The organism is Allomuricauda sp. M10, assembly GCF_020782875.1.
Taxonomy (GTDB): domain Bacteria; phylum Bacteroidota; class Bacteroidia; order Flavobacteriales; family Flavobacteriaceae; genus Flagellimonas.
In genome coordinates this window covers 305959-320162 of the sequence record NZ_JAJGBN010000001.1, presented here as the reverse complement: position 1 = coordinate 320162, position 14204 = coordinate 305959, and the positions used below count along the sequence as shown (strand labels likewise).

At 42.3% G+C, this 14204-nt stretch carries 14 protein-coding genes; 4 read left to right on the top strand and 10 right to left on the bottom strand.

The window, feature by feature from the left end; genetic code table 11:
- Positions 1-86: 86 nt before the first annotated feature.
- Positions 87-281: a hypothetical protein gene (locus LKX84_RS01505; RefSeq protein WP_228235324.1), complete on the top strand. Its 195-nt coding sequence runs from the start codon at positions 87-89 to the stop codon at positions 279-281.
- On the opposite strand, the gene pyrF is transcribed toward LKX84_RS01505, so the two are convergent.
- The 9 genes from pyrF to LKX84_RS01460 form a co-directional block, all read right to left on the bottom strand.
- Positions 278-1105 carry an orotidine-5'-phosphate decarboxylase gene (pyrF, locus tag LKX84_RS01500; protein ID WP_228235322.1) on the bottom strand — a complete coding sequence of 276 codons (828 nt, stop codon included), beginning with the start codon at positions 1103-1105 and terminating at the stop codon, positions 278-280. The genes LKX84_RS01505 and pyrF overlap by 4 nt on opposite strands.
- A gap of 56 nt (positions 1106-1161) precedes the next feature.
- Positions 1162-2238 carry a peptide chain release factor 1 gene (prfA, locus tag LKX84_RS01495; RefSeq protein WP_228235320.1) on the bottom strand — a complete coding sequence of 359 codons (1077 nt, stop codon included), beginning with the start codon at positions 2236-2238 and terminating at the stop codon, positions 1162-1164.
- A 67-nt stretch (positions 2239-2305) separates the two neighbouring features.
- On the bottom strand, positions 2306-3619 hold the full coding sequence (locus LKX84_RS01490; protein ID WP_410548860.1) for a DUF3570 domain-containing protein: 1314 nt from the start codon (positions 3617-3619) through the stop codon (positions 2306-2308).
- 10 nt (positions 3620-3629) lie between these two features.
- Positions 3630-3839, bottom strand: a complete 210-nt coding sequence (locus LKX84_RS01485) for a DUF4266 domain-containing protein (protein WP_119647114.1) — start codon at positions 3837-3839, stop codon at positions 3630-3632.
- Between the two features lie 9 nt (positions 3840-3848).
- The gene (locus LKX84_RS01480; RefSeq protein ID WP_228235319.1) at positions 3849-4847 is read right to left on the bottom strand and encodes an FAD:protein FMN transferase; all 999 of its coding nucleotides are present in this window, start codon (positions 4845-4847) and stop codon (positions 3849-3851) included.
- The gene (locus LKX84_RS01475) at positions 4844-5281 is read right to left on the bottom strand and encodes a thioredoxin family protein (protein ID WP_228235318.1); all 438 of its coding nucleotides are present in this window, start codon (positions 5279-5281) and stop codon (positions 4844-4846) included. The genes LKX84_RS01480 and LKX84_RS01475 overlap by 4 nt, the downstream gene beginning before the upstream one ends.
- 19 nt (positions 5282-5300) lie before the next feature.
- A complete protein-coding gene (locus tag LKX84_RS01470) occupies positions 5301-5741 on the bottom strand; it encodes a ubiquinol-cytochrome c reductase iron-sulfur subunit (protein WP_228235317.1) in 441 nt (146 codons plus the stop codon).
- Between the two features lie 45 nt (positions 5742-5786).
- Positions 5787-6965, bottom strand: a complete 1179-nt coding sequence (locus LKX84_RS01465; protein WP_228235316.1) for an AIR synthase related protein — start codon at positions 6963-6965, stop codon at positions 5787-5789.
- Positions 6966-7040: 75 nt separating this feature from the next.
- Entirely contained in the window at positions 7041-9227 is a 2187-nt protein-coding gene (locus LKX84_RS01460) for a glutamine synthetase III (RefSeq protein WP_228235315.1), read from the bottom strand.
- A 211-nt stretch (positions 9228-9438) separates the two neighbouring features.
- Here LKX84_RS01460 and LKX84_RS01455 point away from each other — a divergent pair, with 211 nt between their 5' ends.
- Positions 9439-10449 (top strand): glutamine synthetase beta-grasp domain-containing protein, encoded by a 1011-nt coding sequence (locus LKX84_RS01455; RefSeq protein WP_228235314.1) that lies wholly within the window; start codon positions 9439-9441, stop codon positions 10447-10449.
- Positions 10450-10509: 60 nt separating this feature from the next.
- On the opposite strand, the gene LKX84_RS01450 is transcribed toward LKX84_RS01455, so the two are convergent.
- Positions 10510-11448 (bottom strand): calcium/sodium antiporter, encoded by a 939-nt coding sequence (locus LKX84_RS01450; protein WP_228235313.1) that lies wholly within the window; start codon positions 11446-11448, stop codon positions 10510-10512.
- A gap of 150 nt (positions 11449-11598) precedes the next feature.
- Here LKX84_RS01450 and LKX84_RS01445 point away from each other — a divergent pair, with 150 nt between their 5' ends.
- A complete protein-coding gene (locus LKX84_RS01445; protein WP_228235312.1) occupies positions 11599-11958 on the top strand; it encodes a BlaI/MecI/CopY family transcriptional regulator in 360 nt (119 codons plus the stop codon).
- Complete coding sequence (locus LKX84_RS01440) at positions 11958-13724, top strand: M56 family metallopeptidase (protein WP_228235311.1); 1767 nt, start codon at positions 11958-11960, stop codon at positions 13722-13724. The genes LKX84_RS01445 and LKX84_RS01440 overlap by 1 nt, the downstream gene beginning before the upstream one ends.
- Positions 13725-14204 lie beyond the last annotated feature (480 nt).

Here is a 14204-nt window from a genome sequence, read left to right as displayed (position 1 = left end):
CCTGATTTCTAGATGTATACCCATCCAGGCCATAATCCATGGGCAGCATTTCAACGTATCTTTGATATTAACAAATCTTGGAAATCATGAACAATCAATATTGCAGAGTCGGAACAGTAACCCCGATCACCAGTGGAAGTGAGGCAATTTCCGTTTTGGAAGTTATGTATAACAATTTTATGGAGAAAGCCTCCGAGGTTGCCCACGTAGATACACGCTTGGGTGAATTCTTCAAAAGAAAAGCTCAAGGAATTAAAAAAGTATTGGAAAGTCTATCCTAAGATTGGAAATACCTTTCCAACTCGTGTTCCATTTCCTTTTGAACTTCTTCCGCTTTAACAGCAGCTATTTGCGCAAAATCGCTTCCCGTGGAGGCGTACAATATGCCGCGCGAAGAATTGACCAACAACCCGATGTTTTTGGTCATGCCGTATTTGCACACGTCCTGCAAACTGCCCCCTTGCGCCCCTACACCAGGCACCAGTAAAAAGCTATCTGGGATTATTTCCCTTATTTCCTGCAAATAAGTGGCCTTGGTTGCCCCTACCACATACATCAACCGTTCAGAGCCCTTGTAGGTCTTGGAAGTCTTTAAAACCTTTTTATAGAGTTCTTCCCCTTCCAGTTTTTTGGTTTGAAAATCGAAGGCACCTTCATTGGATGTCAATGTCAACAAAATGGTGTGCCTATCCTCAAATTCCAAAAACGGTTCCACTGAATCCTTACCCATGTATGGTGCAATGGTGATGGAATCAAAATTCATGGTTTCAAAAAAGGCTTTTGCGTAACGGGTGGAAGTGTTCCCGATATCGCCCCGTTTGGCATCTGCAATGGTAAAAACTTCAGGATAGTTGGTATTCAAATAATCCATGCTACGCTCCAAGGATTTCCATCCGGGCAAACCATATGCCTCATAAAAGGCAATATTGGGTTTGTAAGCCACACAATACTCATGGGTAGCATCAATGATCGCCTTATTGAACGCAAAAATGGGATCTTCTTCTTTTAGGAGATGTTCCGGAATCTTTTCCAAGTCCGTGTCCAATCCCACACATAGGAAAGATTTCTTTTTTCGTATTTCGGCAATAAGGTGTTCTATCTTCATGCTAAACGGTTCTCAAATTGACTCGTTCCAACAAATCTATTTCACAAAACAAAGACTTAGAAAATCTCCGAAGCCTCTTTTAGTTTTTCGGTATTGTCCACCAACATCAACTCGTCGATGATTTTTTGGATATCCCCGTTCATGATGTTTTGCAGATCATAAAGGGTCAAGCCAATCCTATGATCAGTAACCCTACCTTGGGGATAATTATAGGTACGGATCTTGGCTGAACGGTCGCCACTGCTTACTTGCGAATTCCGTTTTGCCGCATCCTCGGCCTGTCTTTTGGCCAACTCCATATCGTACAACCTGGCTCGCAGTACCCTAAAGGCTTTATCCTTGTTTTTGTGCTGCGATTTTTCATCCTGACATTGGGCCACAATCCCCGTTGGAAGGTGGGTCAAACGTACCGCGGAGTAGGTGGTGTTCACCGACTGTCCTCCAGGTCCTGATGAACAGAAGAAATCGATTCGGACATCCTTGGGTTCAATATGCACATCAAATTCCTCCGCTTCCGGAATTACCATTACGGTTGCGGCACTGGTATGCACCCTTCCTTGCGTTTCTGTTTGCGGAACACGTTGTACGCGGTGCACCCCTGCTTCAAATTTTAAAGTTCCATACACATCCTCACCGGAAACCTCAAAATGGATTTCCTTGTAACCACCACTGGTTCCTTCATTAAGGTCGATGACATTGGTACGCCAGCCTTTGGATTCGCAATATTTGGTATACATACGGAAGAGATCCCCTGCAAAAATACTGGCCTCATCCCCACCCGTTCCGGCGCGGATTTCCATCACTACATCCTTGGCATCTTCGGGGTCTTTCGGAATCAATAAATATTTGATTTCTTCCTCCAATTTGGGCAAGGCACTTTTGGCCTCGTCCATCTGCATTTTGGCCATCTCCACCATTTCCGGATCACTTCCATCAGAAATGATCTCCTCCGCTTCCTGTAAGTTATTGGTAAGTGTTACATATTCATCGCGTTTTGCGGCCAAGACTTTTAAATCCTTGTATTCCTTGTTCAACTTGATGTATCGTTGCTGATCGGCAATCACATCGGGCTGAATGATTAAATCGGAAACCTCGTCAAAACGTTGCTTTACGATATTCAGTTTGTCTAGCATAAACCTGTCCTCCTTAAGACTGCGAATTTACGATTTTTTAGTTGGATTGTTTTCTAAGAAAATTTGGTCAGTTGCCCACAAAAGTGGTTCCCAATGTGATGATGAACGCATTGAGGCCATCACTACGATCATACTGGCTAAAACGCAAGTCGATGGTCTTCAAACCAAAATTGAGTACTCGTGCCGTAGTGAAAATATCACGGTACTGTACACCCATACCATATTGATGGGAACTGTAATCCGACAGGTCGTAGTCCGAAGTGTAAAAGGAGTAAGAAGAAAGCGCAACTTCCTTCGGATAAAAATAATCCGCCGCGGTCTGGGTATAGTAGCGATAAGTTGGGTACAAGGTGAATTTATCGGTCATTTTGAAGGGCACTTCCAAACTTGCGGTATGGGAGGTTATGCCCCAATCGTCCCAATAGTAGCGATAATAGGTACGCAATACGATCAAATCGTTCAGGTAATAGTTCAATCGTCCCCCAAATGGAACCTTCAACCTAGTATCCGGCAATTGCTCCACATTGTCCGCTAACTGAAAATCATCGATATAAAAATCCTCAAAATCAGCAAAATAAACCCTTTGAAAAGGCGTACTGAGCAAGCCATTCTGGGAAACCAAATCCAAAAAAAGTGCTCCTTGCAGTTTTTCCGTCAATATTTGGGAAAAGCTCAAGGACAAGGAATAGGAGTTTCTAGTTTCCTTATCGAATTCAGAAAAAATAGGATTATAGGTTCCATTTCCCGTGATGCGATTATCAAAAAATCCATCCCGAAGTTCAATGGGGTAAATGGCATTCCACTTATCCAAAAACACCTTACCGCTCAACGTAATTTCCGTATTCTTCTCGTTGAACAATTTGGTATAGCTACCGCCAAAACCGATGGAAAAATAATCGTATTCAGATGACACATAGGCATTGGCACTCCAAATGGTGTTTCGGTCTTCAGAACTGTGGGAATACGTTGGGTTGATATAAGCCAACAAATCCTTTCTGGATTCCCCAGAAGAAGCATCAAAAGGAGTTACATTAATTCCGCCATCCAACGGATTGATATTACTGGAAGATGCCGAAGTATAGGCCGAAAGCCCTACATCTATGGTCAACACATCATTCTCGTTCATGGGCATGCGCAACACAATGGTTGAAGTGGCATCGGTCAGTTCCTCAGTGCCCTCACCACCTGTAACGGCCGCGTGGGTTCCATTTTGATTGTAATAACTGAACAACAAATCCACCTCACTGGTCTCCAACACCCGTTTTTGGTAAGAGGTATCATTTTGTTGGGCAAAAACGATGGATCCCATCAACATGAAAACCATGAACAGAACATTTCCTAAAAAGAATATGCTTTTGATTTGTTGTGGCTTGCTCTTCATGATTATTGAGTTAGTTACAGCCACAACCGCCACCAGTTTTTCCTCCATTGGCACCAGAAGATGCCTCCCTATAAATATGGAAATTGGTTTCAAAACGTTCGTTGGCCCTAGCCCCCAATTGCATTTCCACATCGTTCAAATATACCTTGTCATATTCCCGAACGGCGACGCAAGAGCTTGAAAAAATCAAGAGGAGCAGTAAAAATAGAGGTTTTCGCATGTTGTAAATTTACGGATTCACTTCGAACATAATACCTGTGGTCTTGTGAATTTTATTGTCCGAGTCTATCACAACTGCCTCAACCCCATCAATTTGGTTGATCATGTGTAGGCCAACGTCCCTTCCCATGATGAAAACAGCAGTGGCGAGGGCATCACAAAGTTCCGCCTGTTTGGCGAAAATGGAAACACTACTGATTCCTGTAGTGGGATAACCAGTCCGTGGGTCGATAATATGGGAATATTTTTTACCGTTAAGGGTCACGAACTTTTCATAATTGCCTGAAGTGGCCACGGAGGATTCAATGATCGGCAACCAACTAAAAACCTTATCCTTGCTTAAAGGATTGGCGATACCCACCAACCATTTTTCACCAGTTGCCTTGGTTCCCCATGTGGTCAAATCCCCTGATGCATTGATAATTCCCCCTTTCACATCCTTGGAAACCAAAAGTTCCTTGGCGCGATCAGCAGCGTATCCTTTTCCGATGGCACCAAAAGCGATGCGCATGCCAGGTTCGGGCAAAAACACGGTTTCCTTTTCAGCATCCAGAACAATTTTTTGATAGCCGATCTTGGCGATGGATTTCTGGATTTCTTCTTTGGTTGGAAGGGTGGTCATGGAACCATCAAACTTCCAAATATTGTCCATGGAGGCATAGGTAATATCGAAAGCTCCATCGGTAATTTCAGAGATTTTCATGGAACGCTCTATCAATCCAAAAAGTTCAGGACACACCTTTACGGGTTTTATACCTGCATTTTTATTGATCAAGGAAGTTTCAGAGTTCTCATCCCAAGATGAGATGATTTTTTCAATGCGTTCAATTTCAGAAACGGCCAAATCTATATTGATGTACCCGATTTCCTCATTGGGGGCCACCACGGTAATCTCGAACCGGGTTCCCATCAACTTCAGCACTTTCCGAACGGTCACATCTTTTTGTAGCATCTGCCCTTGGGACAGCATACAGAAGAGGCTGAACAAAAGAGCAAATAGCTTTTTCATTTGATGAACTTGTTGAGGGTCGCAATATATTTTTCCGGGGTAGAACGGGCCACAAAACCTGTTTCTCCCAATACTTTTTCATTTTTATCCAAAACCACCACCAACGGAAAATAACCCTTTGGGTTATACCTCTCAATCAAGGATTTATTCATGGTCATCAAGGGTTCAGGCAGTTGGTTCTGCTTCTTTCTAGGGAAGTCTGCATTGTACAGCACATAGTGTTCCTTAGCATAATCCTTAAACGCCTCACTATCAAAAATATGCTTCTTCAATCGGATACAGGGCGCACACCAATCCGACCCGGAAAACACCAAAACAACGGGTTTGTCCTCTTCAGCGGCTTTGGAAACGGCATCAGAAAAACTAGGCTGCCATTCTTGGGCCTGAAGTACAGTGCCACAGATAAAAAGTAGTAGGAACAATATCTTTTTCATGAATTCGGGACAAAAAGGTTTACTCAAAAATCCGCAGAATGGAACCGTTCAATTCGGTATTGTATACTTTGATGGCCTTTGCAGGAGCACTATCCACTTGGTTCAAAGGGGTTCCATCTTGGTCAAAGCGGGAACCATGCACATCACAATAAAATATACCCCCATTCTGGTTCACAAATCGAACTTGATCATAGGATTGATGGCTACACACTTGGCTTGCGGCAATAAATTCGCCTTCCAAGTTTTTGGCGATCACCACCAAATTTTTTAAGATAAAACCACCATTATTGGCAAGGTTTGCCGATTCGGCAGAATTAAGGTCGACTGTAAAATCAACGCCCGTAGGTTCTTCCACAATATTCCCATCGACTTCGTCCTTGGAGCATCCTTGCAGACAGGGAAAAATTAGGGCGAAAGCTGCACCGGCACCCAAACTCCTCAAAAATTCCTTTCTTTCCATAGCGTGAGGTTTATAATAAAACGCTATTTCAGGGAGATTCGTATGCTAATATTCAAACTTACCGTACTCGCTTTGGATGGTTAATTTTTTGGTTTCGGAGGATTCCACCCTACCAATGATCTGGGCATCTACGCCAAAACTCTTTGAAATGGAGATAATATCCTCAGCAACCTGCTCATTCACATAGATTTCCATGCGATGACCACAGTTGAAAACTTGGTACATTTCCTTCCAATCGGTACCGGATTGCTCCTGTATCAATTTGAACAGTGGAGGTATCGGGAACATATTGTCCTTGATGATGTGGAAACGATCTACAAAGTGCAGGATCTTGGTCTGGGCACCGCCACTGCAATGCACCATTCCATGGATATCTTTGGAAGTGTATTTTGATAAGATTTTCTTGATGATCGGAGCGTAGGTCCTAGTCGGAGACAATACCAATTTTCCCGCATCCAAAGGAGCATTGGGAACCGAATCCGTCAATTTTGTGTTTCCAGAATAAACCAATTCTTCGGGGACCGAAGCATCATAACTTTCGGGGTATTTTTTGGCCAGATATTTTCCGAAAACATCATGGCGGGCAGAGGTAAGTCCATTACTCCCCATACCACCATTATAACCGCTTTCGTAAGTTGCCTGTCCATAAGAAGCCAAGCCAACGATTACGTCTCCAACATTGATATTGGCATTATCGATGACCTCGCTGCGTTTCATACGTGCTGTAACCGTGGAGTCCACAATGATGGTGCGGACCAGATCACCCACATCGGCCGTTTCACCCCCTGTGGAATGGATGGTAATGCCGTGTTTGTCCAAATCGGAAATCAATTCTTCGGTACCGTTGATGATGGCAGAAATCACTTCCCCAGGCACCAAATTTTTATTTCTACCTATGGTAGAGGACAGCATGATATTATCCGTGGCACCTACACAGATCAGGTCGTCCACGTTCATGATCAAAGCATCCTGAGCTATTCCCTTCCAAACTGAAATGTCCCCAGTTTCCTTCCAATACATATAAGCCAAGGAAGATTTTGTGCCTGCACCATCGGCATGCATGACCAAGCAATGGTCTTCGCTACCGGTGAGAAAATCGGGCACTATTTTGCAGAAAGCCTTGGGAAAAAGACCTTTATCAATGTTCTTAATGGCATTGTGCACATCTTCCTTAGAGGCAGAAACACCTCGTTGCGCATATCTTTTACTGGAGTCGGACGACATAAATTAGGTTTGGGCAAAAATAACGGAAACCCTTCAAATTATGGATACGGAACCTCTTCTTTTCAACTAAAAGTATTATTTGGAAAAGAGCATTTCCCTATACTTGGTGAACGGCCAGAATTCATCGGCAATCAATTTCTCCAAGGTATCGGACTGTTCCCGTATCGAATCAAAATAAGGTTTAACGTTGTTGCAATAGGCCTGCGCCTTTTTGTTCCGCATGGACATGCCATTGGCCCGTCTTCTGGCATCGGTCATTTCATCGGTAAGCTTTTTGATCTCGATGATGTGTTCCCCGATCTGCTCCAAAATGTTGAGTTGGGCCTCGGCCACCTTTTTATGGGCAGCTCCATACACTTCTCGTAGTCCGTTGATGTTTTCCAACAATAGATTTTGGTATTTAACTGCAGCCGGTATAATGTGATTGTACACCATTTCACCCAAAACACGGCCTTCTATCTGAATATGAAAGATATAGGCACCAAGTTCCACATCTTGATGGGCGGTAAGCTCCACCTCGTTCATCACATCCATTTCCTTAAATAGGGTCACGCTTTCCTTAGCAGTGATTACCTGTAGGGCCTCAGGCGTATTTTTGTTGATGCTCAACTTACGTCGGCGTGCCTCCTCCTGCCACTCCATTCCGTAGCCATCCCCTTCAAACCGTATACGCTTGGAAGTTTTGATATATTCACGCAGCACATTGAAAACAGCCTCGTCCTTTTTCAACTTTTTCTTGTCGATCAACGCATCCACTTCCTTTTTAAAGTCGGTAAGCTGTTTGGCCACAATGGTGTTGAGAATGGTCATGGGTTTGGCGCAGTTCATTTTGGAACCCACTCCCCTCATTTCAAATTTATTCCCAGTAAAGGCAAAGGGCGAAGTACGGTTTCTATCCGTATTATCCAGCAAAATTTCCGGAATCTTGCCTACCACGTTCAGTTTGAGTTCGGTTTTTTCCTCAGGGGAAAGTTTTCCTTTGGAAACACCTTCCAATTCATCAAGCACATCATTCAATTGCTTTCCTATAAATATGGAAATAATGGGCGGAGGCGCCTCATTGGCTCCTAATCGGTGATCATTACTGGCGGATGCAATGGAGGCTCGCAACAATTCCTCATAGGTATCCACCGCCTTGATGGTATTCACGAAAAAGGTCAAAAACTGAAGATTTTTCATGGGTGTGGTCCCAGGACTGAGCAGGTTCACCCCAGTATCGGTAGCCAATGACCAGTTATTGTGTTTGCCCGACCCATTGATGCCCGCGAAGGGTTTTTCATGAAAAAGCACAGAGAAATTATGACGGTCCGCAATTTCTTCCATCACGTCCATCAATAATAAATTATGGTCTACGGAAAGGTTGGCCTCCTCAAAGACGGGAGCCAACTCAAACTGGTTGGGAGCCACCTCGTTATGTCTGGTTTTTACAGGTATCCCCAATTGGGTACATTCCTTTTCCAGGTCGCTCATAAAGCTCAACACCCTTGGTGGAATCACCCCAAAATAGTGATCGTCCAATTGTTGTCCCTTGGCGGAAAAACTCCCAACCAATGTTCTACCCGTAGTGGAAAGATCAATACGGGATTTGGCCAAGGCCTTATCGATCAAGAAATATTCCTGCTCCCACCCCAAAGTAGCATAGACCTTCCGTACGTTCTTATCAAAATATTGTGCCACTCCTGTAGCTGCTTGGTCAATGGCGTGCAATGCCCTTAGCAATGGAGCTTTGTTATCCAATGCCTCACCCGTATAGGCCACAAAAATGGTGGGAATACAGAGCGTTGTCTTGTATATAAATGCTGGTGAAGTCGGGTCCCAAGCGGTATAACCACGGGCCTCAAATGTGTTTCGGATACCACCGCTTGGAAAGCTGGAAGCATCCGGCTCCTGTTGCACCAATTGGGCCCCTCCAAACTTTTCCATGGCACGACCATTTGGGAGAATATCAAAAAAAGCATCATGCTTTTCCGCAGTAGCTCCTGTCAGTGGCTGAAACCAGTGGGTATAATGGGTTGCCCCCATGGACAAGGCCCAAGCCTTCATGCCCTCGGCCACTTGATCGGCTATTTTTCTATCGATCTTGTTGCCTTGAAAAATGGCAGATTTTACGTTTTCGAAAGCATCCCTAGTCAGAAACTGGAGCATTTTCTCTTCATTGAAAACATATTTACCAAACAGTTCCGACCTTTTCCCTGTTTCACTTATAACGGTATGCTCCCTTTTTCGGCTCTCTTCCAAAGCTTGAAATCTGATCTTCGGCATTTCTAAATGTTTTAAACTCCAAAACTACAATTAACAATTTAATAATATAAAGAGTAAAATTTACTTTTTTTTCATTGATCCCCACTTAAAACAGGGGTAATATAAATAATAAAGATAAGTTTGTGATTTTACCCCCTTAAAACATTGATAATTAAATGAAAAATTTATTTTTGTGGCTCATTACTTTTGAGAACAATTAACTACCAGAATTATGAGCAAATCAAAATTAGAGTATATCTGGTTGGACGGTTATCAACCTACCGCCAACATGAGGAGCAAAACAAAGATTGAAGATAATTTCAGCGGAAAGTTGGAAGATTGTCCAATTTGGTCATTCGACGGAAGTTCCACTGAACAAGCAGAGGGAGGTTCTTCAGATTGCTTGCTTAAGCCTGTTGCCATTTTCCCAGATCCAGGAAGGATCAATGGGTATTTGGTAATCGCCGAGGTTTTGAACCCAGACGGGACCCCACACGAGACCAACTCTAGGGCTACCATCGATGATGAAAATGATGATTTCTGGTTCGGATTCGAGCAAGAATACTTCATCATGGACACTAGAACCCAATTGCCACTTGGTTTCCCCATCAATGGGTACCCAGGCCCCCAAGGTTTATACTATTGCTCCGTAGGTGGTAAAAATACACACGGAAGGGATTTGGTTGAGCGCCATGCCGATATGTGCCTTGAAGCTGGAATCAACTTTGAAGGTATCAACCAAGAAGTTGCCTGTGGACAGTGGGAATTCCAGATTTTTGCTAAAGGTGGTAAATCTGCTGGTGACCAAGTTTGGGCCGCCCGTTATCTTTTGGACAGATTGACCGAAGATTATGGTTTCTACATTGAATACCACCCAAAACCTATCAAAGGGGATTGGAACGGTTCCGGTATGCACGCCAACTTCTCCAACACTACTTTGAGAACTTGTGGTTCCAAAGAAACATATGAGAAAATTTGTGAGGCATTCAGACCTGTTACCGCTGAGCACATTGCCGTTTACGGCGCCTATAACGATCAGCGTTTGACCGGAAGACACGAAACCGCTTCCATCAAAGATTTCAAATACGGTGTTTCCGACAGGGGTGCTTCTATCAGGATTCCTATCATGACCGTTGAAAAAGGATGGAAAGGTTGGTTGGAAGACAGAAGACCTGCTTCTAACGCCGATCCATACAAAGTTGCGGCCCGTATCATCAAAACGGTAAAATCCGCCAAAGTATAAGTTGTAAATAAATTAGTTGTTGATTATAGATGAAAACCGTCCCGCTCACTGGGGCGGTTTTTATTTTAGGGTCATATAGACGAAAACGGCATAGACCGCCAACAAAAATATCCCATCCCTCCAACCCAAACGAAGTCCCTTCGGAAAGAATACCAAAGGTAAAATCAGGAAGGAAATCCCAAGCATCCAGAAAATATCACTGGTCAATAACCCTTGATCCATTACAGTAATGGGTGTGATGATGGAGGTAATACCCAAAACAGCCAGCAAATTGAAGATGTTGGAACCTATCAGGTTCCCAAGCGAAATGGCTTTTTCCTTTTTCAACACGGCAATAACGGAAGCAGCCAACTCTGGTATACTGGTGCCGACCGAAACCACGGTAATTCCAATGACCCGATCGCTGACACCAAAGGTAGAGGCCATGCCAACCGCTCCTTTAATGAGTAATTCGGAGCCTCCCCAAAGCGCTACCCCTCCCACTCCCAAAAACAAGGCAATCTTATACAAAGGCAGGATTACATCGTCTTCTGGCATTTCATCCACAACAGCTGGCTTTTGATACCTTAATAAATAAACCAGGAAAACAAACAACAAAGCCACCATGATGATGCCTTCATAGCGTTGCAGAACACCATCAAAATAAATAAAGCCAAAAAACAGGAAGGAAGAAACCATCATCATGGGCCAGTCCGTGGCATAGAATCCCTTCCGAACATCAATACTTCCCATAATCACCGTTATGGACAGCACCAACCCTAAATTGGCAATATTGGAGCCTACTACGTTGCCCAAGGCCAGATCAGGAAAACCGTCCAGCGCAGCCTTCACACTTACAATAAGTTCAGGGGCAGAGGTGGCAAAGGAAACCACCGTCATACCAATCACGATTTTGGGTATGGCCAGTCTCAGGGACAGGGCCACAGCTGATTTCAACAACCAATTGCCCCCAAAAATCAGGAGTGCAAGGCCCAAAACAATAAATAGTAGATTTCCCAAAGAATATAACTTGGCACAAAGATAACGGAAGATTACCGTCTAAAAAAAGGACCATTTCACAATGAAAACTATAAAAATAGTTAACAAACTACAAAAATAGTTGTTTAACTATGTTATTAGTACTATGTTTGGGTCATCAAATTGTTGAACATGCAAAAATTGACCAACAAGGAAGAGGAGGTAATGAAGATTCTTTGGAAGATGAAAAAAGCCTTCGTAAAAGAAATCCTTGAAGAAATTGAAGGGGAAAAGCCCCATTACAACACCCTTTCCACTATTGTAAGGAACCTACAGGAAAAAGGGTTTGTAGGGTATGAGGCTTTTGGAAACACCCATCGCTACTTTCCAACCGTTACCAAGGAAAACTATCGGAAAAAGTATGTGAACGCCGCCATTGCCGATTATTATGACGATTCCTATAAAAGTTTGGTATCCTATTTTGCCAACGAGGAAAAAATTTCGGTAGAAGAACTGAAAGAAATCATTGATTTAATCGAAAAGAAGAAGTAATGGAGTCCATATTTACCTATTTAGCGCAGTCAGTCTTGATTTCCGGTGGATTTTTGGCCATTTATCATCTGTTCCTGAAGCGGGATACCTTTTTTACTGAAAACAGGCTGTTCCTTCTGTCCGGTTTGGTGTTATCCTTGATTTTTCCCTTGATTAAGATCCAACGAACCATTGTTGCCACTAAACCTTTGATCATCAATGCTTCAACAGGAAATCAAACCAACACATTGGCAAACCCTGTGGAAACTGCTTTCACACTTGAAAATATTTTGCTCGGCATCTACCTTTTGGTCTGTTTGGTACTTTTGGTTCGTTTTCTTTTACAGTTGAGCTCCTTAAAAAAACTGGCAGCCCAAGCCAAAATGTGGCGGGAACATCCATATCTACATGTAGAAACAGAGAAAAAGATTACCCCTTTTTCATTCTTCAACTACTTGTTTTATAATCCGAAGTTATTCAGTCCAACAGAATTGAATACGGTGTTGGCCCATGAAAAAGTACATGCCAGACAATTCCACACTTTAGATATTCTTTTGTTGGAACTATTAAAGATCGTATTCTGGTTCAACCCGGTATTATGGCTCTACAAACCGGCCATTAAACAAAATCTGGAGTTTTTAGCGGATAAGCACACGCTTGAAAATGCTGCCGACAAAAAGGACTACCAGTACCTCATGTTGAAACAGGCTGTGGACCATCAAAATTTTAGGCTTACCAATTCATTCTATAATTCATTAATCAAAAAACGAATAGTCATGTTAAATCAAAATCAATCAAAAAGAATCAGTGTCTTTAAAACTTTATTGGTGCTACCCTTGTTGGGACTTTTCCTTGTCAGTTTCAGTATAGAAAACGTATACCAGTACACCAACGAGGACGGCATTGAAAGTGCGTTGGAGGACAAATCAGTGGAACTTACCATTGATAAGGATACCTCCAATGACGAGTTGGACAAAATCAAAAGCGACCTGGCCAAGGATGGTATAGACTTTAGCTACACCGCAGTTAGGAACGACAACAAGGAAATTGTGGAACTTTCGTTGCAACTAAGCGGTAAGAACGGCAAAGGGGAGAAATTCAGTGGCAACTATACCACCAATTCTGATGGCCCTATTGATCCTGTGGCTGTTTTGTACGATGATGATGCCAATCTGGTGTCCTTTGGCAGCATGGCACATAAGAAAATTAAAATCCACAAAATGGACGGGGACAAAATCCATTGGACCACTGATGATGAAAAAGATATTATCATTAAAAAAGTGGATGGTACCAAAAAAATCATAGTCAATGGTAAAGAGGTCAGCCCTGAAGAATTTGAAGAAATGGAAATTAATGTGGATGTTGACGAATTTGGGGAAGATGAAAACGGAATTATAATCCATTCAAAAGATGGTCATGTAAAAAAGAAAGTTGAAATCCAGATTGAGGAAGATGGTGATGGGAAAAATTTCATGGTGATCAGGGATACGGATAAAAAAAGTGTGGTTAAAAAAGGAAAGCATGTTTTTATCGTAAAAGACTCCGATGACGAGGATGACATTGAAGTTATGGGAAATAACGGTAGTTTCTTTTTTATTAATACTGATGATGGTGAAGAACCTCTTTATTATTTGGATGGCAAAAAAGTGAAAGCTGAGGAAATAAGAAAACTTTCCCCCGATACCATTAAAAGCATGGAAGTTTTCAAAGGAGATGAAGCTATCAAAAAATATGGTAAAAAAGCCAAGGATGGTGTTGTGGTGATCACGACCAAAAAAGGCAACTAAACTTGATTTAAACGACCCAAAATTTGAGTTGGAACCGTCAGAAATCTGGCGGTTTTTTTGTGTCTCAAAAAAACGGAAAGGCCAAAAATGCCCCATTTTTAAACGAAACGTCCCTTGGTTTTTAAATTGACCCCTAAAACACTCCTACAAATGTATCAATCTGTAATAGATATTACATTTTAAAATTATATTTTATAACTTTTTACAAGGAATAACATTACTATCGTAGGAGCTAAGTGTTTTTTTAACTACAATCTTGTATGCAATTGTATAGATTTTGGCCTAAATGTTTGGAAGCTTGACTTTTATCATTATATCTTCAAAAAATATAACCGGTTTATAGTTGTTTTTTTAACCATTAAATCAATCAAACCATGATCGCAATTGTTAAGTTTTTTGTTATGATTCTCATCCACATCATAGCCATTATTTTCATTTAAACCTCCCTATATATGTCAAGCTTTGGGCCAACCATTTTTT